Source organism: Micromonospora sp. WMMD980 (assembly GCF_029626035.1).
GTDB lineage: Bacteria > Actinomycetota > Actinomycetes > Mycobacteriales > Micromonosporaceae > Micromonospora.
Map to the genome: position 1 here is coordinate 2,019,828 of NZ_JARUBE010000003.1, position 17,744 is coordinate 2,037,571.

The 17,744-nt window shown below is 75.0% G+C and carries 17 protein-coding genes; 13 read left to right on the top strand and 4 right to left on the bottom strand.

The annotated features are described in order from the left end of the window. Window positions 1-38: 38 nt before the first annotated feature. From O7618_RS09760 to O7618_RS09770, 3 genes are read left to right on the top strand one after another with little or no spacing between them, the layout of a single operon-like run. The gene (locus O7618_RS09760; protein WP_278105701.1) at window positions 39-1,760 is read left to right on the top strand and encodes an AMP-binding protein; all 1,722 of its coding nucleotides are present in this window, start codon (window positions 39-41) and stop codon (window positions 1,758-1,760) included. Between the two features lie 24 nt (window positions 1,761-1,784). Then, entirely contained in the window at window positions 1,785-2,090 is a 306-nt protein-coding gene (locus O7618_RS09765; RefSeq protein ID WP_278105702.1) for a phosphopantetheine-binding protein, read from the top strand. Further along, on the top strand, window positions 2,087-3,220 hold the full coding sequence (locus tag O7618_RS09770; RefSeq protein WP_278105703.1) for a methyltransferase domain-containing protein: 1,134 nt from the start codon (window positions 2,087-2,089) through the stop codon (window positions 3,218-3,220). The genes O7618_RS09765 and O7618_RS09770 overlap by 4 nt, the downstream gene beginning before the upstream one ends. Before the next feature lie 41 nt (window positions 3,221-3,261). On the opposite strand, the gene O7618_RS09775 is transcribed toward O7618_RS09770, so the two are convergent. Continuing rightward, the gene (locus O7618_RS09775; protein ID WP_278105704.1) at window positions 3,262-4,854 is read right to left on the bottom strand and encodes an AMP-binding protein; all 1,593 of its coding nucleotides are present in this window, start codon (window positions 4,852-4,854) and stop codon (window positions 3,262-3,264) included. A 92-nt stretch (window positions 4,855-4,946) separates the two neighbouring features. Between O7618_RS09775 and O7618_RS09780 the strand changes: the two genes are divergently transcribed. The 3 genes from O7618_RS09780 to O7618_RS09790 are packed head-to-tail and all read left to right on the top strand — an operon-like array spanning window position 4,947 to window position 7,218. Next, complete coding sequence (locus O7618_RS09780; RefSeq protein WP_278105705.1) at window positions 4,947-5,984, top strand: methyltransferase; 1,038 nt, start codon at window positions 4,947-4,949, stop codon at window positions 5,982-5,984. A gap of 10 nt (window positions 5,985-5,994) precedes the next feature. Further along, entirely contained in the window at window positions 5,995-7,020 is a 1,026-nt protein-coding gene (locus O7618_RS09785) for a methyltransferase (protein ID WP_278105706.1), read from the top strand. A 3-nt stretch (window positions 7,021-7,023) separates the two neighbouring features. Continuing rightward, window positions 7,024-7,218 (top strand): ferredoxin, encoded by a 195-nt coding sequence (locus O7618_RS09790; protein WP_278105707.1) that lies wholly within the window; start codon window positions 7,024-7,026, stop codon window positions 7,216-7,218. Window positions 7,219-7,289: 71 nt separating this feature from the next. Here O7618_RS09790 and O7618_RS09795 read toward each other — a convergent pair whose 3' ends face one another. Genes O7618_RS09795 through O7618_RS09805 form a run of 3 tightly spaced genes read right to left on the bottom strand, consistent with a single transcriptional unit; the run spans window position 7,290 to window position 11,977 of the window. Continuing rightward, the gene (locus tag O7618_RS09795) at window positions 7,290-9,536 is read right to left on the bottom strand and encodes a xanthine dehydrogenase family protein molybdopterin-binding subunit (RefSeq protein WP_278105708.1); all 2,247 of its coding nucleotides are present in this window, start codon (window positions 9,534-9,536) and stop codon (window positions 7,290-7,292) included. 24 nt (window positions 9,537-9,560) lie between these two features. Continuing rightward, window positions 9,561-10,769: a cytochrome P450 gene (locus O7618_RS09800; protein ID WP_278105709.1), complete on the bottom strand. Its 1,209-nt coding sequence runs from the start codon at window positions 10,767-10,769 to the stop codon at window positions 9,561-9,563. Then, window positions 10,766-11,977, bottom strand: coding sequence for a cytochrome P450 (locus tag O7618_RS09805; RefSeq protein WP_278105710.1), 1,212 nt, complete (start codon window positions 11,975-11,977; stop codon window positions 10,766-10,768). The genes O7618_RS09800 and O7618_RS09805 overlap by 4 nt, the downstream gene beginning before the upstream one ends. Window positions 11,978-12,055: 78 nt before the next feature. Between O7618_RS09805 and O7618_RS09810 the strand changes: the two genes are divergently transcribed. The 7 genes from O7618_RS09810 to O7618_RS09840 are packed head-to-tail and all read left to right on the top strand — an operon-like array spanning window position 12,056 to window position 17,743. Continuing rightward, window positions 12,056-13,330 carry a cytochrome P450 gene (locus O7618_RS09810; protein ID WP_278105711.1) on the top strand — a complete coding sequence of 425 codons (1,275 nt, stop codon included), beginning with the start codon at window positions 12,056-12,058 and terminating at the stop codon, window positions 13,328-13,330. Between the two features lie 43 nt (window positions 13,331-13,373). Further along, a complete protein-coding gene (locus O7618_RS09815; protein WP_278105712.1) occupies window positions 13,374-14,513 on the top strand; it encodes a steroid 3-ketoacyl-CoA thiolase in 1,140 nt (379 codons plus the stop codon). A 6-nt stretch (window positions 14,514-14,519) separates the two neighbouring features. Continuing rightward, window positions 14,520-15,767 carry a CoA transferase gene (locus tag O7618_RS09820; protein WP_278105713.1) on the top strand — a complete coding sequence of 416 codons (1,248 nt, stop codon included), beginning with the start codon at window positions 14,520-14,522 and terminating at the stop codon, window positions 15,765-15,767. A gap of 11 nt (window positions 15,768-15,778) precedes the next feature. Further along, window positions 15,779-16,531 carry a 3-oxoacyl-[acyl-carrier-protein] reductase gene (gene fabG, locus O7618_RS09825; RefSeq protein WP_278105714.1) on the top strand — a complete coding sequence of 251 codons (753 nt, stop codon included), beginning with the start codon at window positions 15,779-15,781 and terminating at the stop codon, window positions 16,529-16,531. Next, window positions 16,528-17,004 (top strand): hypothetical protein, encoded by a 477-nt coding sequence (locus O7618_RS09830; RefSeq protein WP_278105715.1) that lies wholly within the window; start codon window positions 16,528-16,530, stop codon window positions 17,002-17,004. Before fabG ends, O7618_RS09830 begins: the two co-directional genes overlap by 4 nt. After that, entirely contained in the window at window positions 17,001-17,492 is a 492-nt protein-coding gene (locus O7618_RS09835; RefSeq protein ID WP_278105716.1) for a beta-hydroxyacyl-ACP dehydratase, read from the top strand. The genes O7618_RS09830 and O7618_RS09835 overlap by 4 nt, the downstream gene beginning before the upstream one ends. Continuing rightward, window positions 17,489-17,743: an acyl carrier protein gene (locus O7618_RS09840; protein ID WP_278105718.1), complete on the top strand. Its 255-nt coding sequence runs from the start codon at window positions 17,489-17,491 to the stop codon at window positions 17,741-17,743. The genes O7618_RS09835 and O7618_RS09840 overlap by 4 nt, the downstream gene beginning before the upstream one ends. Window position 17,744: the final 1 nt, after the last annotated feature.

Below are 17,744 nucleotides of genomic sequence, written 5' to 3' on the forward strand. Positions count from 1 at the left end.
ATCTTAGATACATGTACTCAGGAGGAGGTGACGGGTCGATGACCGCAGGCACCACGTCGGGCTCGCCGTTGCTGAGCTGGCTGGAGCGACCCCGTTCGGACCGGGGTGTGCACTTCGCCGCCGCCGGCGACGACTGGGACTTCCGGTCCTACGCGGAGCTCGCCGACCGCACCCGGGCGATCCTCGCCGGCCTGCGCGCCTCCGGAGTGGGCCCGGGCGACGTCGTCTCCGTGGTCGAGCCGGCCGGGCCGGACTTCGTGGCCACGCTGTTCGCCGCGATGGCCGCCGGGGCGGCCCCCTCGCCGATCGCCCCGCCGCTGACCTTCGGCGACCGTGACGTCTACCGCGAGCACGTGCTCGGGTTGCTGCGCGCCGCCGCGCCCCGGGTGCTGGTCTGCGCCGACCGGCTCACCGCGACGATCGGGCCGCTGGCCGCGACCGCCGGCGTGTCCCGGGTGCTCACCGCCGAGGAGTTGGTCGCCGCCGGCGGCGACGCCCGGGGTGCGGTGGTCGAGCCCGGACCGCTGGCCCTGCTCCAGTTCACCTCCGGCTCCAGCGGCCGCGCCCGCGGCGTCCGCGTGCCGCACGCCGCGCTCGCCGCCAACGTCGCGGCGATCCGGCGGTGGCTGGCCATGACCCCCGACGACCCGACCGCCTCGTGGCTGCCGGTGCACCACGACATGGGCCTGATCGGCTGCCTGGTGACTCCGGTGGTCAACACCAGCGACCTGTGGCTGATGCCGTCCGAGGAGTTCGTCCGCGACCCCGCCCGCTACCTGCGCTGCTTCGGCCGGCACGGGGCGCGGCTGACCTCGATGCCGAACTTCGGGCTGGAGTACGTCGCCCGGCGGGTGCGCCCGGCCGCGCTGGACGGCATGGACTTCTCCGCCTGGCGGGCGGTGATCGTCGGCGCCGAGCGCATCGACGTCGACGCGCTGCGCCGGTTCTGCGACCTGCTCGAACCGCACGGCTTCGACCCACGGGCGCTGCTACCCGCGTACGGGCTGGCCGAGGCGACCCTCGCGGTGACCGGGCTCCCGCTGGACGAGCTGTACACCGCCGTCGACCTGCGCCCGGACCGGTTGCGCCCGGGCGCGCGGGTGGTGGCCGGCCCGGACGAGCCCGGCGGCGACGGGCCGACGCAGCCGGTGGTGGGCTGCGGCCGGCCGCTGGCCGGGGTCCAGGTGCGGATCCTGGACGGCGACGGGGCGCCGGTGCCCGACGGCGTGGTCGGCGAGATCGAGGTGCGCGGCCCGGCGGTCGCCCAGGGGTACCTCACCGACGGCGAGTCGGCGTCGCAGACCGCGCTGGCCGACGGCGTGCTGCGCACCGCCGACGCGGGTTTCCTGCACGAGGGCCAACTGCACGTGCTCGGCCGCCTCGGCGACAGCATGAAGGTGCGCGGCCGGACGGTCTTCGCCGAGGACCTCGAGTGGGCGGTCTGCCGCCCCGGGGTGCCGGCGCAGCGGATGGCCGCCCTGCTGGGGCACCGGGCCGGCGCGGCGACCGTGGTCGCCGTCTTCGAGCAGGCGCGCCCCGAGTGGCTGGCGCAGGCGTCGCAGGAGCTGCGCCGGCGCGCCGAGGGCGCGCAGGTGGTCATCGTGGACGCCCCGCGCGGCACGATCGCCCGCACCTCCAGCGGCAAGCCCCGGCGACGCCAGATGTGGCAGGCGTTCGTCGACGACCGGTTGCCCGGCACCGTGGTCACCCCGACCGCCGGGCAGCGGCAGCAGACCACCGAACACACGACGGCGTCCTGAGGGATGTCCGGACAGGAGGCGGCAATGACCGAGGCGACCAGGTCGACCCCGACCGAGGTGCGTACCGAGCAGGACGTCCGCGAGTCGGTGACGGCGATCGTCACCGAACTGGCACCGAACCCGGAGCAGATTGAGGGCGCCGGCGACTCGCGGCTGGTCGAGGATCTCGGCTTCCACTCGCTGGCCCTGTTGGAGTTGGCGTTCACGCTGGAGGACGAGTTCGAGCTGCCGCCGATCGACGAGACGACGGCCCGCAAGATCGTCACGATCGACGCGGTCGTCGAGCACGTCACCGGGATCCTGCGCGAGCGCGGCGAGATGGCCAGTTGACCACCCGCACCGGGCCCGCCCCGGGGCCGGCGGCGCCCGGTGCGCCGGCCGACGGTCCGCAGCGCCGCGCCCGGGCGTTGTCGCTGCGGTTGTTCCTCGCCATGCTGCACACCCAGGAGTTGCTCGCCGGCTATCTGGGCACCCGGCTGGGACTCTACGAGGCACTGCATCGGAGCCCGGCCTCCCCGGCCGAGCTGAGCGCGCGTGCCGGCGTCGCCCCCCGGTACGCGCGAGAGTGGCTGGAGCAGCAGGCGGTGGCCGGCTTCCTCGACGTGGACGACGTCACCGCGCCCCCCGAGCGGCGGGTCTACCGGCTGCCGGAGGGGCACGCCGAGGTGCTGCTCGCCTCGGACAGCCCGCTGTCGCTGGTGTCGCTGACCATGCTGCCGCTGGGCGGGGTGGCCGGGGCGCTGCCGGCGCTGCTGGAGGCGTACCGCACCGGGGCGGGAGTGCCGGACGAGGTGTTCGGCGACGACTGGCGCCACGGGCACTCCGGGGCGAACCGGGCGCTGTTCACCCACGCGCTGCCGGGATGGCTGGCCGCGTTCCTGCCGGAGGTCCACGAACGGCTCACCGCCGGGCCGAGCCGGATCGCCGACGTCGGCTGCGGTGCCGGCTGGGCGGGCGTCGCGCTGGCCCGGGCGTACCCGCTCGCCGAGGTCGACGGCTTCGACCTGGACGCGGCGACGCTGGCCGCGGCGGCGGAGAACGCCACCGCGGCCGGCGTGGCCGACCGGGTCCGGTTCCACCGCCGCGACGCGGCGGAGGCGGAGCCGGCCGGCGGCTACGACCTGGTCTGTGTCTTCGACGCGCTGCACGAGATGAGCCGGCCGGTGCCGGTGCTGCGGGCCTGCCGGCGGCTGCGCGGCCCGGACGGCGCGGTGCTGGTGCTCGACGCCAAGGTGGCACACCGGTTCGTCGCGCCGGGCGACGAGGTGGAGCGGTTCCAGTACGCCACGAGCGTGCTGCACTGCCTGCCGGCGGGCCTGGCCGGGCCGGACTCGTCGGCCACCGGGACCGCGCTGCGCCCGGCCCAGGTGCGGCGGTTCGCCACCGACGCCGGGTTCACCGACATGCAGATCGTGCCGGTGGACGACCGGTTCCACCGGCTCTACCACCTGACCGGCTGACCGGGCGGGGCCGCCGGACGCGTCCGGCGGCCCCGCCCGTCTCACGGCGTCAGCTCGGCGCCCAGCGCCCGCTTGTCCACCTTGCCCACCCCGGTGTACGGCAGCGCCGCGCGCACCTGGAGCCGGTCGGGCAGCTTGAAGCCGGCCAGCCCGCGTCCGGTGAGGAACTCGCGCAGCTCGGTGAGCGTGGGCGCCTGCCCGTGCGGCACCACCACCGCGCAGGTCTTCTCGCCGAGCACCCGGTCGGGCACCGCGAGCACCGCCACCTCGCGCACGCCCGGGTGGGCGAGCAGGTGCTCCTCCACCTCGCCGGCCGGGACCTTCTCGCCGCCCCGGTTCACCACCTCCTTGATCCGGCCGACCACGACCAGCTCGCCGGCCGGGGTCCACCGGACCAGGTCGCCGGTGCGCAGCAACCCGTCCGGGGTGAACGCGTGGGCGTTGTAGTCGGCGGCCCGGTAGTAGCCGCGCAGCGTGGTGGGTCCGCCGACGACCAGCTCGCCCACCTCGCCGGCGGCCACCGGCGCGCCGCTGTCGTCGACCACCCGGAACTCGTCGGCGGCCGACAGCGGCCGGCCCTGGGTGTGCGCGGCCCGCTCCGGCGGGTCGTCGGGTCGGGTGCAGGCGATCGGCCCTTCGGCCATCCCGAAGAAGTGGGTCAGCCGGATGCCCAGCTCGGCCACCGCGCGGGCGGCCACCTCCGGGCTGAGGTTGGCGCCGCCGACCTCGACCACCATTCCGGACAGGTCCGCGCCCAGCAGCGGCGCGAGGTCGGTCCACAGCGGCAGGAACGCCGGCATCAGCGTGGTCAGCGTGACCTTCTCGCGGGTGATCAGCCGGAACGCCTCGTCGGGGCTGGGGCTGCCGGCGAGCACCGCGGTGCCGCCGGCACGCAACGCGCCGAGCACGCCCGGGCAGCCGAGCGCCGCGTTGTGCGCGGCCGGCAGCGCCGCCAGGTAGACGCCGTCGGCGCCGAAGCCCATCGCCGCCGCGGTCGCCCGCAACTGGTACGCGTAGTCGTCGTGGGTGCGCGGGATCAGCTTCGGTACGCCGGTCGAACCGCCGGAGAGCAGGAAGAACGCCACGTCGGCCGGATCCGGACGGGGTAGCGGCACCGGGTCGGCGTCGACCTGCGCCAGGGCGGTGAACTCGCCGGGGTCGCCGACGACGAACACCTCCCGCAGCGACGGCGTCTCGGCGCGCACCTCGGCGGCGAGCTTGCGCAGGTCGAAGCCCTGGCTCTGGTCGACGGTCAGGTAGGCGACCGCCTCGGTGTGCGCGCACAGGTGGCCGATCTCGGCGCGCCGGTGCGCGGGCAGCGCCAGCACCGGCAGCGCGCCGAGGCGGAACAGCGCCAGGCACACCACCACGAACTCCACCGAGTTCGGCAGTTGGACGACGACCCGGTCGTACCGGCCGATGCCGCGCTCGCGCAGGCCGGCGGCGAGCCGGTCGGCGCGGCGGTCCAGCTCGCCGTAGCCGATCCGCTGCTCGCCGGCGACCAGCGCGGTCCGCCGCGGATCGGTGCGGGCCAACTCCCGGCCCAGGTCGCCGAGCACCTCGCCGCGCCAGTAGCCCTCGGCGCGGTAGCGCGTGGCGAGGTGCTCGGGCCAGCCCACACAACCGTCGAGCATCGAAGCCTCCCGGGACGACGGTGACAGCGATCCCCACACAAGCTAGTGTGCACATACACGAGATACAAGACACGCGATAGGGGAGGCGGTTGATGGTGCTGGCCCGGCCCCGCGCCGATCTCGGGGCCCTCACCCGGCTCACCGAACTGGCCGACTACATCGTGCCGTTCACCGTGCGCGTCGTGGCCGACCTCGGCGTCGCCGACCAGCTCGCCGACGGCCCCCGCCCGGTGACCGAGCTGGCCGAGGCCACCGGCGCGCACGCGCCGTCGCTGCTGCGGGCCCTGCGCGCGCTGGCCGGTCGGGGCATCTTCACCGAGGTCGAGCCGGAGGTGTTCGCGCTCACCCCGCTCGCCGAACCGCTGCGCGCCGACCACCCGCTGTCGCTGCGCGACGCCTACCCGCTGCTCGCCGCCGACGTGCGCGCCTGGGCCGGGTTGGCACGCTGCCTGCGCACCGGCGAGGCCGCGTTCCCGCGCGTGCACGACGCCGACTACTGGTCGCACCTGGAGCGACACCCCGCCGACAGCCTGGCCGTGGACCGGTGGATGTCCAGCCTGACCCGGCTGCACCTGCGCACCGTGCTGCCGGCCTGGCCGTGGGGCCGGGCGCGCGAGGTGGTCGACGTCGGCGGCGGTGACGGCGCGTTCCTCGCCGGGCTGCTGACCCGCTACCGGCACCTACGCGGCGTCCTGCTCGACCTGCCGCACGTGGTGGCCGCCGCACCCGCGCTGCTCGGGCGCGCGGCGGTGGCCGACCGCTGCCGGATCGTGCCCGGAAGCTTCTTCGACAGGGTCCCGACCGGCGCCGACCTCTACGTGCTCAAGACGATCCTGCCCGGCTGGGACGACGCCCAGGCCACCGCGATCCTGCGCCGTGTCGCCGAGGCGATGCGGCCGGAGAGCCGGCTGCTGCTGCTGGAGGCGATCATCCCGACCGGCGACGCGTTCGACGTGGCGAAGCTCGTCGACGTGCACACCCTGGTCCTCACCGCCGGCCGGCACCGCACCCAGGCGGAGCTGGTCGGCCTGCTCTCCGACGCCGGCCTGTGCCGCGACCGCGTCGTCGGCACCCCCACGCTCACCGTGATCGCCGCCGGTCCCGCCGGGGCGCGGCCGACCACCCCCTAGGAGGTTCTCGATGGCCCCGAGCCGACCCCGGATCGACATCCAGTCGGTGTTCCGACTGACCGAACTGGCCGACTACATCGTGCCGTTCACCGTGCGCGCCGTCGCCGACCTCGGCGTCGCCGACCACCTCGTCGACGGTCCCCGGCCGGTCGACCAGCTCGCCGAGGCCACCGGCGCGCACGCGCCGTCGCTGCTGCGGGCCCTGCGCGCGCTGGCCGGCAAGGGCATCTTCACCGAGGTCGAACCCGAGGTGTTCGGCCTCACCCCACTCGCCGAGCCGCTGCGCACCGACCACCCGCTGTCCCTGCGCGACGCCTATCCGCTGCTGGAACCGGACATCGAGGCGTGGGCGCACTTCGACCACAGCATCCGCACCGGCCAGGCCGCCTTCGACCAGGTGCACCCGGAGGGCTACTGGTCCTACATGGCCGCGCACCCGCGCGACAGCGCCCGCTTCGACGCCTCCCAGCAGGCCGCCACCCGGCTGGAGCTGCGCGCCGCGCTGCCGGCGTACCCGTGGGGTGAGTTGTCCACGATGGTCGACGTGGGCGGCGGCAACGGCGCCTTCCTCGGCGGCATCATGGCCCGGTTCCCGAACCTGCGCGGCACCCTGTTCGACCTGCCGCACGTGGTCGCCGAGGCCGAGCCGGTGCTGCAGAAGCTCGACGTGGCCCAGCGCTGCACGGTGACCGGCGGTAGCTTCTTCGAGACGGTCCCGGCCGGCGCGGACGCCTACATGCTCAAGCGCATCCTCTACGGCTGGGACGACGACGACGCGGTCCGGCTGCTGCGCGCGGTGCGGGCGGCGATGCGGCCGGACAGCCGGCTGCTGGTGCTGGAGCCGGTGGTCGAGGCCGGCGACCGGTTCGATGTCGGTCGCCTCTACGACCTGCTGCTGCTGGCCATGGTCGGCGGCGGCGCCCGGTCCCGCGAGCACATCGAACGGCTGCTGGACGTCGCGGACCTGAAGCTGGCCCGCAGCCTGCCCACCATGATGTTCCCCATCCTCGAAATCGTGCCGAAGACGGAGGCGTGAGCGATGCGACTGGTCGTGGACTACTCCCGCTGCGAGAGCAACGCCGTGTGCGTGGGGCAGGCTCCCGAGGTGTTCGACGTCGGTGAGGACGACCTGCTGCACGTCACCGAGCAGCCGCTGGAGGGCGCCCTGGGCAGGCGGGTGCGCGAGGCGGCGCGCCGGTGCCCGAAGCAGGCCCTCTCCGTCGTCGACGACTGAGCCCGACCGCGTCGCCACGGCCGGGCTCCCCGGTCGTGGCGACGCGGTGCGCGTGTCGGGACGCCCGTGGCTCAGGACTCGGCGGCGGCCCGGATCGCCGACCAGACCCGCTCCGCGGTCAGCGGCATGTCGACGTGCCGCACGCCCAGGTGGCGGACGGCGTCGACCACCGCGTTCTGCACCGCCGGCGGCAGCCCCACCGCGCCCGACTCACCCAGGCCCTTGACGCCGAGCGGGTTCACCGGGGTGGGGGTCTGCATCGCCACCGTGTCGAACGAGGGCAGCTCCGCCGCGCCGACCACCGCGTAGCGGTGCAGGTCGCCGTGCAGCGGCGTGCCGTCCGGGGCGAACCGGACCTCCTCCACCAGCGCCTGCCCGGCGCCCTGCGCCAGCCCGCCGTGCACCTGGCCCTCGGCCAGCAGCGGGTTGAGCAGGACACCCGCGTCGTCGACCGCCACCACCCGCAGCAGGGTCACCCGGCCGGTCTCCACGTCCACCTCGACCACCGCCAGGTGCGCCCCGTACGGGCAGGTGGCCGCCGACGGCTGGAACGTCGCCTCGGCGGACAGGGCGTCGCCGGCGGCCAGGTCGGCCCAGCCGACGTCACCCCCGGACGCGCACCGGAACCGGCCCTCGACGAACTCGATCGCCTCGCCGGGCGCGCCGAAGTGGGCGGCGGCCGCGTCCCGGCCCCGCTCCACCAGTGCCAGCGCCGCCTCGCGGACCGCCATCCCGCCGGTCTGCAACGACCGGGAGCCGCCGGTGCCGCCGCCGGCCGGGACCGCACCGGTGTCGGAGAACACCACGTCGACCCGCTCCACCGGCACGCCGAGCACGTCCGCGGCGAGCATCGCCCAGGCGGTGCCGTGGCCCTGGCCGTGCGGGCAGGTGCCGGAGCGGACCGTCACCCGGCCGTCCTTCCCGACCCGGGCCGAGGCGTACTCGCTGCGGGTGTCCGCGCCGGTGAGTTCCACGAACGTGGACAGTCCGACGCCGAGCTGGCACACGTCGCCGCGGGCCCGGCGGGCCGACTGCTCGGCGCGCAGCGCCGGGTAGTCGGCCTCGGCGAGCACCCGGTTCAGCGCGGCCAGGTAGTCGCCGTTGTCGTAGCGGGCGCGGGTGACGGTGGTGACCGGGAAGCTCTCCGGCGGCAGCAGGTTGCGCCGGCGCACCTCGGCCGGGTCCAGCCCGATCTCGGCGGCGTACCTGTCGATCATGCGCTCCAGCGCGGCCACCGCCTCCGGCTGCCCGGCGCCCCGGTAGGAGACCACCGGCGTGGTGGTCGTGGTGACGCTGGCCGAGGAGAACCGGGCCCGGCCGATCCGGTACGGGCCGGTCAGCATGGTCCGGGTCCAGAACGGCAGGATCGACCCGATGCGCGGGTACGCGCCGGCGTCCTGCACCACGTCCAGCGCGTACGACACGATCCGCCCGTCGCGGGTGCCGCCCAGCTCGGCGCTCTGCCGCTGCGCCCGGCCGTGCCCGGCGGCGACCATGCTCTCGCTGCGGGTCTCCGCCCAGCGCACCGGCCGGTCCAGCCGCCGGGCCGCCCAGGCGAGCAGCACGTCTTCGCGGCTGGCGAACGCCTTGGAGCCGAACGCGCCGCCGACGTCGCCGTTGACCACCCGCACCCGGTCCTCCGGCTCGCCCAGCGCCGCCGCCAGCTGCGCCCGCCACAGGTGCACCGCCTGGCTGCCGGCCCGGTAGCGCAGCCCGTCCGGGCCCCACTCGGCCTGCCCGGCCCGCGCCTCCAGCGGACACGGCGCGACCCGCTGGTTGGTCATCCGTTGCCGGATCACCACCTCGGCGCCCTCGTGCAGTTCGGCCCGGCCGGCCGGGCGGCGGAAACCGAGCTTGAGCACCAGGTTGGTACCGGCCTCCGGGTGCAGCACCAGCGCGTCGGTGAGCGCCTCGTCCGGGTCGACCAGCGGCGGCAACGCCTCGACGGCGACCTCGACCAGCGCGGCGGCGTCGACCGCCTCGGCCCGGCCGGTGGCCACCACCGCGGCGACCGGCTCGCCGACGAACCGGACCACGCCCTCGGCGAGCAGCGGCGTGGTCATCTTCTGGTTGAGCACGCCGGCCTCGGGCGGCAGCGGCGGCAGGTCGACGTCGGCGGCGGTGAACACGGCGACCACGCCCGGCGCCCGGAGGGCGGCCTCGGTGTCGACGCCGCGCAGCCGGCCGTGCGCCGCCGCGGACCGGACGAAGACCAGTTCCAGGGCACCGGGCGCGACGGCGTCGTCGACGTACGTCCCGCCGGTGGTGAGCAGGACACGGTCCTCGGTGCGCCGGACCGGACGGCCGATCAGGGACATGCGGCGACTCCTCGCGCTGCCGGCTCAGGCCGGGATGACGGCGAGCGGGATCGACGCGTACGACCGGAACAGGGCGCTGGGCTCCCGCTCCGGCGTCGCGGCCAGCTCCAGGCCGGCGAGCCGCCGGGCGAGCCGGTCGAAGATCACCGCTCCTTCGATGCGGGCCAGCGCCGCGCCGAGACAGCCCCGGACGCCGCCGCCGAACCCGACGTGCGGGTTGGGCCGCCGACCGATGTCGACCCGGCCCGGGTCGGCGAACACCTCCTCGTCGTGGTTGGCGCAGCCGAGCAGCAGGAACACCGAGCGGCCGGGGCGGATCACCCGGTCGCCGACCGGGATCGGCTCCAGGGCCAGCCGGGCGGTGTACTGGATCGGCGCGTCGAACCGGACGAACTCCTCGGCGGCGGTGCCGGCAAGTGACGGGTCGGCGCGCAGCCGCCGCCACTCGTCCGGCTGCCGGGCCAGCGCCACGGTGCCGGTGCACACCATGTTCATGGTGGTCTCGTAGCCGGTGAAGCAGAGGAAGACGATGTTGTCGACGACCTCCTCGACGCCCTCGGCCGGGTCGGCCACGGCGAGCATCCGGTCGAGCAGGTCGCCCTCGGAGTCGGCGCGCCGCTCGGCGAGCAGGTCGCGGACGTAGCCGCGCAGCCAGCTCAGCGCGGCGTCGGCGGCCGGCCGGTCGGCGGCGGGCAGGAACGGGGTGAACGCCCGGCCGAGCGCGGCGGCGCGCGGCCACACCTCCGCCCGGGTACGCGCGACCGGCAGCCCGATCAGCTCGCAGACCACGCTCGCGGCCACCGGGAACGCCAGGTCGGCCACCGCGTCGAGGCGTCCGGTGTCGCATCCGGGCGCCAGCAGCTCGTCCACCATCGCGCCGATGCGCGGCGCGCTGCGCCGGGCGACGCCGGGGCTGAACGCGCGCACCATCTGCTGGTGCAGCCGGCTGTGGTCGTCCGGGTCGCGGGTCGGGATGATCCGCCGGAACACGTCGCGGGACAGGTCCGGGGCCATCCGGAACTGCGGGTCCTCCTCCGGGAAGGTGTTGCTCAACCGGCGGTCGCGCAGCAGGGCGGCCACGTCGCGGTGGCGGGTCACGCCCCAGCTCGCCGGCCCGAAGCGGCACAGCGGTCCGGCGGCGCGCACCCGCGCGTACGTGGGGTAGGGGTCGGCGACGACCTCCGGGGAGAGCGGGTCCATCCGCGCCGGCAGGAGCCGGCCGGCGGGCGTCACGGTCCGACCGCCACGGGCACGCTCGCGTACGAGCGCAGCGTCCCGTCGGTCTGCCGGCGCGCCGGGCCGGCGGCGGTGAGCGTGGGGAACCGGCGCAGCAGCGTCTCGAACGTCACCTGCGCCTCGACGCGGGCCAGGTAGCCGCCGAGGCAGTGGTGGATGCCGCCGCCGAAGGACAGGTGCGGGTTGTCCTCGCGGGTGACGTCCAGCCGGTCCGGGTCGGCGAACTGCTCGGGGTCGCGGTTGGCGCTGCCCAGCAGCAGGATGAGCACCCGTCCGGCCCGGATGGTCCGGTCACCGATCACGACGTCCTCGCGGGCCAGGCGGGCGACGCCCTGGATGGGTCCGTCGTAGCGGAGGAACTCCTCCACGGCCCGGGGGACCAGCGTCGGGTCGGCCCGCAGCAGGCGCTGCTGGTCGGGGTGCTCCAGCAGCGCGGCGACCCCGGTGGCGATGAGGTTGGTGGTGGTCTCGAAGCCGGCGAAGAACGCGAACACCGCGTTGTCCACGATCTCGTCGGCGGCGAGCACCGCGCCGTCGTCGTCGGTGGCCGCGAGCATCCGGGACAGCAGGTCGTCGCCGGGTTCGGCGCGGCGCCGGTCGAGGATCTCGCCGAGGTAGCCACGCAGCCATTCCACGGCCCGGTCGGCGGCCGGCCGGTCGGACTCGGGCACGATCGCGGCGAACGCCTTGCTGAGATCGAGCGCGTGCGGCCGGATCCTCTCGTGGTCGGCGGGCGGGATGCCCATCAGCGCGCAGACCACCATCACCGGCAGCGGAAAGGCGAGATCCGAGACCGCGTCGAACCGGCCGGCGCGCTCCGCCGGGTCGAGCAGCTCGGTCACCATCGCGGCGATCCGGGGGCGCAGCCGGCGCACCAGGGCGGGGCTGAACGCCCGGGCCATGAGCCGGCGCAGCCGGCCGTGCTCGGGCGGGTCGCGGTAGAGGATGATGCTGCCGAAGAACGACCCGGCGGGGCCGTCGCCGGCCGACATCCGGTGGTAGTCGGCCGGGAACTCGCTGCCCAGGCGGGGGTCGCGGACCAACCGGGCGACATCGGCGTAGCGGGTGACGCCCCAGCTTCCCGGCCCCATCCGGCACAGTGGCCCGGCCGCGCGCAGGGCGGCGTAGGTGGGGTAGGGGTCGGCGACCACGGCTGGGTCGCGCGCGTCGAATCTCGGCGGCATGCGGGTACGGGCCGTCGTCATGCCCGCCAGTATGCGCAACCAAAGATACGAGAAACAAGTGCTTCCGAGATACGGGAAACGCGATTAGGCTTCGGTGTCATGACCGAGACCGTGGCGAGCGCTGATCCCCGGATCATCGCGATGGAGTTGCTGATGAAGGCCCCGGCCACCGTCAGCAGCCCCTACCCGCACTACCACGCGCTGCGTGCCGCGGCGTCGAAGTACCGGATGGAGCAGCCCGGCCAGGGAGTCGGCTGGGTGCTCACCGGCTACGACGAATGCCGCGCCCAACTGCGCAACCCGGCGCTGGACAAGTCGGCGCAACGCCCCCGGATGGGCGACTCCCGTGGCCGGCAGGGCGCCCGCACGCTGCTCTTCCTCGACGGGCCGGAACACACCCGGCTGCGCGGGCTGGTCAGCCGGGTGTTCACCCCCCGGCGGGTGGAGACGCTGCGCCCCCGCCTCGCCGGCTTCGTCGACGGGCTGCTCGACGACGTCGCCCGGCAGGTCGGCCCGGCCGGCGGCGAGGTCGACATCGTCGGCTCGTTCGGCTTCCCGCTGCCGGTGATGGTGATCGGCGAGCTGGTCGGCGTGCCGCCGGAGGACTGGCCGCTGCTGCGCCGGCTCACCCGCGCCGCCTCCGCCGGGCTGGAGATCTTCGCTCCCGAGGAGGTGCTCAAGGCCTCCGACCAGGCGCTCGGTGAGATGGAGGAATACTTCACCGACCTGGTCCGCAAGCGCCGCGAGAACCCCCGCGACGACCTCGCCTCCGCGCTGGGACAGGTCGAGATCGACGGCGACCGGCTCGGCCTGGACGAGCTGATCCAGGTCATCGTGCTGCTCTTCGGCGCCGGGTTCCAGACCATGACCGACCTGATCGGCCTCGGCACCCACGCCCTGTGCCGCAACCCCGACCAGCTCGACCGCCTGCGCGCCGAGCCGGACCTGACCCGCTCGGCGATCGAGGAGCTGCTCCGCTACGACTCCCCGGTGCACGTGCTGGGCCGGGCCGCGGTCGAGGACACCACGTTCCTCGACGGCACTGCGCTGCACGCCGGCGAACACGTGATCACGCTGATCGGCGCGGCGAACCGGGACCCGGCCCGCTACGCCGACCCGGACACCCTCGACATCGCCCGTTTCGCCGGCGCCGAACCGCCGGAGACGCCGCTGTCGTTCGCCTGGGGCCCGCACCACTGCCTCGGCGCCCAGCTCGCCCGCGCCGAGGGCCAGATCGCGTTCCGCCGCCTGGTCGACCGGTTCGCGGTGGTCGAACTGGCCGACCCGGACATCGACGAGATCGACCTGGAGTGGCGGCACAGCAGCACGTTCCGCGGGCTGGAGGAGCTGCGGGTGCGGCTCGTGCCCGCCTGAGCAGCCACACCACCACACGCCGACAGCCGAGAAGGGGGGACCGATGCCGGAGGCGGTGATCGTCGAGGCGGTCCGCACCCCGATCGGCAGACGCGACGGGGCGTTGTCCGGCCTGAAGGCCGTGGAGCTGCTGCGGCACGTGCAGGTCGAGGTGCTGCGCCGGGCCGGGGTGGAGCCGGGCGACGTCGACCAGATCATCGGCGGCTGCGTCACCCAGGTCGGTGAGCAGAGCCTGAACGTCACCCGCAACGCGTGGCTCAACAGCGGCCTCGACCACGAGGTGGCGGCGAGCACCGTGGACACCTCGTGCGGCTCGGCCCAGCAGGCCAACCACCTCATCGCCGCGCTGGTCACGGCCGGCGCGATCGACGTCGGCATCGCCTGCGGCGTGGAGTCGATGAGCCGGGTCCCGGTCGGCACCAACCTCTACCAGGGGCCCGGCCACTACAAGACGCCCGACTACCCGTACGACGATCCGCCGCGCGCGCAGTTCGGCGGCGCCGAACGCATCGCCGCCCGGCAGGGGCTGACCCGCGCCGACCTGGACGCCTACGGCCTGCGCTCGCAGCGCCTCGCCGCCCGGGCCCGCGACGAGGGCCGCTTCGACCGGGAGACCAGCCCGGTGCCGCTGCCCGACGGCACGCTCGTCAGCACCGACGAGGGCATCCGCGACAGCACCGCCGAGGGCCTGGCCGCGCTGCGACCGGTGGTCCCCGACGGCCGGCACACCGCCGCGACCATCTCGCAGATCTCCGACGGCGCGGCGGCGATCCTGTGGATGTCGCGGGAGCGGGCCACCGTGCTCGGGCTGCGGCCCCGGGCCCGGCTGGCGCACCAGGTGGTCACCGGCGCGGACCCCTACTACCTGCTCGACGGACCCGTCGTCGCCACCCGCAAGCTGCTCAAACGAGCCGGGATGAGCCTGGCCGACATCGACCTGGTCGAGGTGAACGAGGCGTTCGCGTCGGTGGTGCTGTCCTGGGCCGCGCACCACGACGCCGACCTGGACCGGGTCAACGTCAACGGCGGCGCGATCTCGCTCGGGCACCCGCTGGGCAGCAGCGGCACCCGGCTGCTGGTCACCGCGCTGCACGAGCTGGAACGCCGCGACCGGCACAGCGCCCTGGTCACCATGTGCTGCGGCGGCTCGCTCGGCACCGCCTCGCTGCTGGTACGGGAGTAGGCGGCCATGGACACCGACCTGACCGCCACCAGCGACGCGGCCGCGTTCTACGCCGACGCCCGCACCGACCTGCCCGGGCCGCTGCACGGCGTGCGCGTGCTCGACGTGACGAAGGTCTGGTCCGGCCCGGTCGCCAGCTGCGTCCTGGCCGACCTCGGCGCCGACGTGCTGCGGGTCGAGATGCCCGGCAACCGGGAAGGGCTGATGCCGCCGCACATCCCCGGCACCGGCCTGTCCTGGTTCCGGCAGAGCGCGCACCGCAACAAGCGCAGCATCGGGCTGGACCTGCGGCGCCCCGGCGCGGCCGAGGTGTTCCTGCGGCTCGTCGCCACCGCCGACATCGTGGTGGAGAACTACAAGCCCGGCACCCTGGACGCCTGGGGGGTCGGCTACCGGGCCTGCCGCGAGGTGCGGCCGGACGTCGTGCTGGTCTCCATCTCCGGCTACGGGCAGTACGGTCCGGACGCCGGACGCCCCGGCTACGACCCGACCACCCAGGCGGCCGCCGGCTGGATGTCGCTCAACGGCGAACCCGACGGCGCCCCGCTCAAGGCGCCCACGTTCCTCGCCGACGACATCGCCGGCCTGCACGCGGTGATCGGCGCGCTGGCCGCCCTGCGCCACCGCGACCGCACCGGCGAGGGCCAGCACGTCGACGTGAGCATGCTGGACGCGCTGCTGTTCTCCAGCAACGGCTACCTGACCCTCGGCGCGACCGGGGTGCCGCTGCGCCGCTGGGGCGACCAGGCCGACTTCGTGGTGCCGGCCGGCTGCTTCCGCTGCGCCGACGGGCACGTCTACGTCGCCGTCGCGCTGGACCGCTCCTGGCGGCGCCTCGCCGAGGTGATCGGCCGGCCGGAGCTGGCCCGGGCGCCCGGCTACGCCACCAACGAGGAACGCCGGGACAACCGCGCCGAGGTCAACGCCCTGCTCGCCGGCTGGTGCGCCGGGCGGAGCTGCGCCGACGTGGTCGCCGCGCTCGACGACGCCGGGATCACCGCCGAACGGGTCCGCACCTTCGCCGACGCGGCGGCCGACCCGCACGTGCGGGCCCGCGCCATGGTGCAGCAGACCGTGCTCGCCAACGGCAGCACCGCGCCGCTGACCGGGCCCGCGGTCAAGTTCTCCCGCACGCCGACGGCGGTACGCGCCGGCGCCCCCGAACCGGGCGCCGACACCGAGCAGGTCCTCGACGAGCTGACGGTGGACGCGGCCACCCGGGCGCGGCTGCGGGCGGAACGGGCGATCGGATGACCGGAGGTGGCATGGACACGGCGGGTGACACGTCGCGCTGCGCGCTGGTGACCGGCGCGTCGCGCGGCATCGGGCGGGCGGTCGCGCTGCGGCTGGCGGCCGAGGGCTACGCGGTCGCCGGGTGCTTCGGCACGGGCGGCGAGGCCGCGGAGAAGACCCGGGCGGAGGTCGAGGCGTACGGGGTGCCGAGCTGGTTCGCCCCCTGCGACGTCACCGACCGCGCGGCGGTCGACGAGTTCGTCGCCACCGCCGAGAAGCGCCTCGGCCCGCTCACCGCGCTGGTCAACAACGCCGGCATCACCCGGGACCGGCCGCTGGTGCTGATGGGCCCGGACGACTGGCACGACGTCATCGACACGAACCTGACCGGCACCTGGAACGTCTGCCGCACGGTGGCGTTCCGCTTCCTCAAACGCCGGCGGGGCGCGGTGGTCAACCTCTCCTCGGTCGCCGGGGTCACCGGCAACACCGGGCAGACCAACTACGCCGCCAGCAAGGCCGGCATCATCGGGCTCAGCCGTTCGCTGGCCAAGGAGGTCGCCGGGTACGGCGTCCGGGTCAACGTGGTGGCGCCCGGCTTCATCGAGACCGACATGACCGCGGCGCTGGCCGGCAAGCTGCGCGAACAGGCGCTCACGCAGATCCCGATGGGCCGCTTCGGCACCCCGGAGGACGTCGCCGAGCTGGTCGAGTTCCTGCTCTCCGACCGGGCCGCGTACCTCACCGGTCAGGTCGTGCGGGTCGACGGGGGGATCGTGCTGTGACCACCGCCGCGCCCGCCTTCGCCCCGGACCGCACCCCCGCCCAGACGTACGCCGAGGCGGCCGCGCCGCTGCCGGCCGTCGCGTGGGTCGAGGTCGCCGCCGGCCCGCGCGGCGGGATCACCCTGCGCGCCGGCACCACCGTCGACCCGGACGACGTCTACCTGACCGGGCACTTCCCCGAGCTGACCGTCTACCCGGGGGTGTTCACCCTGGAGACGCTGCGGCAGGCGGTCAGCGCGGCGGTCGGCCACTGCGCCGGCCGGCCGCCGGAGATGCACCGGCTGCGCTCGGCGCGGTTCCTCGCCCCGCTGCTGGCCGGCGACACGCTCACCGTCGAGGCGTCCGTCGGCCCGGTCGCCCAGGACCAGTCCTTCGAGGTCACCGCCCGTTGCGTACGCGGCGACGGGGTGCGGGCCGCGACCGTGCGGGCGGCGTTCCGCTGGCCGCTCGACGACGGGGACGACGACCGATGAGGCTGGAGCACGCCGCGCTGCGCGCCCTGCTGCCGCACCGTCACCCGATGCTGCTGCTCGACCGGGTCGAGGACGTGACGCCGGGCGAGAGCCTGACCGGCGTCAAGGCGGTGAGCGGCTGCGAGCCCTGCTACCGGGGGATCAGCGAGGGACAGCCCGCCGACCGGTACGCCTATCCGGCGTCGCTGCTGATCGAGTCGTTCGGCCAGGGCGCGGCGGTGCTCTGGCTGCTGTCCCGACGGCCCGGCACGGCGGGGCTGCCGATGTTCACCGCGGCCCGCGACGTCGCCCTGCTGCGGCCGGTGCACCCGGGCGACGTGATCCGCCACCGGGTCCGGCTGGAGCAGGTCGTCGACGGCGCCGCGTTCGCCTCCGGGTCCAGTTGGGTCGGGGAGCGACGGGTGGCCGAGTTCGACTCGATGATGGCCGTCGTCCGGACGGCCGACGCCATCGTCGAGCCGCGAGATGAGAGGGAGGAACCGCGATGAGTGAACGCGACCAGCACCTGGAGCAACTGCGGGAGATCGTCGCCGAGGTGCTCGAGATGGAGCCGGAGGAGGTCGCCGACACGGCCGACTTCGTCGAGGAGTACGAGGCGGACTCGCTGCGGGCGATCGAGATCCTGGCCCGGATCGAGAAGACGTACAAGGTGGAGATCCCGCAGGCCGAGCTGAACGAGATGCGCAGCCTCAAGGCCGTGCACGAGGTGGTGGCGCGGTACGCCGGTTGGCAGGACTGAG

Coding starts and splice junctions, on each gene's coding strand:
- O7618_RS09815 (WP_278105712.1), top strand. CDS start 13,374: ATGCCGGAGGCGGTGATCGTCGAGGCGGTCCGCACCCCGATCGGCAGA.
- O7618_RS09805 (WP_278105710.1), bottom strand. CDS start 11,977: ATGACGACGGCCCGTACCCGCATGCCGCCGAGATTCGACGCGCGCGAC.
- O7618_RS09835 (WP_278105716.1), top strand. CDS start 17,001: ATGAGGCTGGAGCACGCCGCGCTGCGCGCCCTGCTGCCGCACCGTCAC.
- O7618_RS09785 (WP_278105706.1), top strand. CDS start 5,995: ATGGCCCCGAGCCGACCCCGGATCGACATCCAGTCGGTGTTCCGACTG.
- O7618_RS09780 (WP_278105705.1), top strand. CDS start 4,947: ATGGTGCTGGCCCGGCCCCGCGCCGATCTCGGGGCCCTCACCCGGCTC.
- O7618_RS09760 (WP_278105701.1), top strand. CDS start 39: ATGACCGCAGGCACCACGTCGGGCTCGCCGTTGCTGAGCTGGCTGGAG.
- O7618_RS09795 (WP_278105708.1), bottom strand. CDS start 9,536: ATGTCCCTGATCGGCCGTCCGGTCCGGCGCACCGAGGACCGTGTCCTG.
- O7618_RS09775 (WP_278105704.1), bottom strand. CDS start 4,854: ATGCTCGACGGTTGTGTGGGCTGGCCCGAGCACCTCGCCACGCGCTAC.
- O7618_RS09820 (WP_278105713.1), top strand. CDS start 14,520: ATGGACACCGACCTGACCGCCACCAGCGACGCGGCCGCGTTCTACGCC.
- fabG (WP_278105714.1), top strand. CDS start 15,779: ATGGACACGGCGGGTGACACGTCGCGCTGCGCGCTGGTGACCGGCGCG.
- O7618_RS09790 (WP_278105707.1), top strand. CDS start 7,024: ATGCGACTGGTCGTGGACTACTCCCGCTGCGAGAGCAACGCCGTGTGC.
- O7618_RS09810 (WP_278105711.1), top strand. CDS start 12,056: ATGACCGAGACCGTGGCGAGCGCTGATCCCCGGATCATCGCGATGGAG.
- O7618_RS09765 (WP_278105702.1), top strand. CDS start 1,785: ATGACCGAGGCGACCAGGTCGACCCCGACCGAGGTGCGTACCGAGCAG.
- O7618_RS09840 (WP_278105718.1), top strand. CDS start 17,489: ATGAGTGAACGCGACCAGCACCTGGAGCAACTGCGGGAGATCGTCGCC.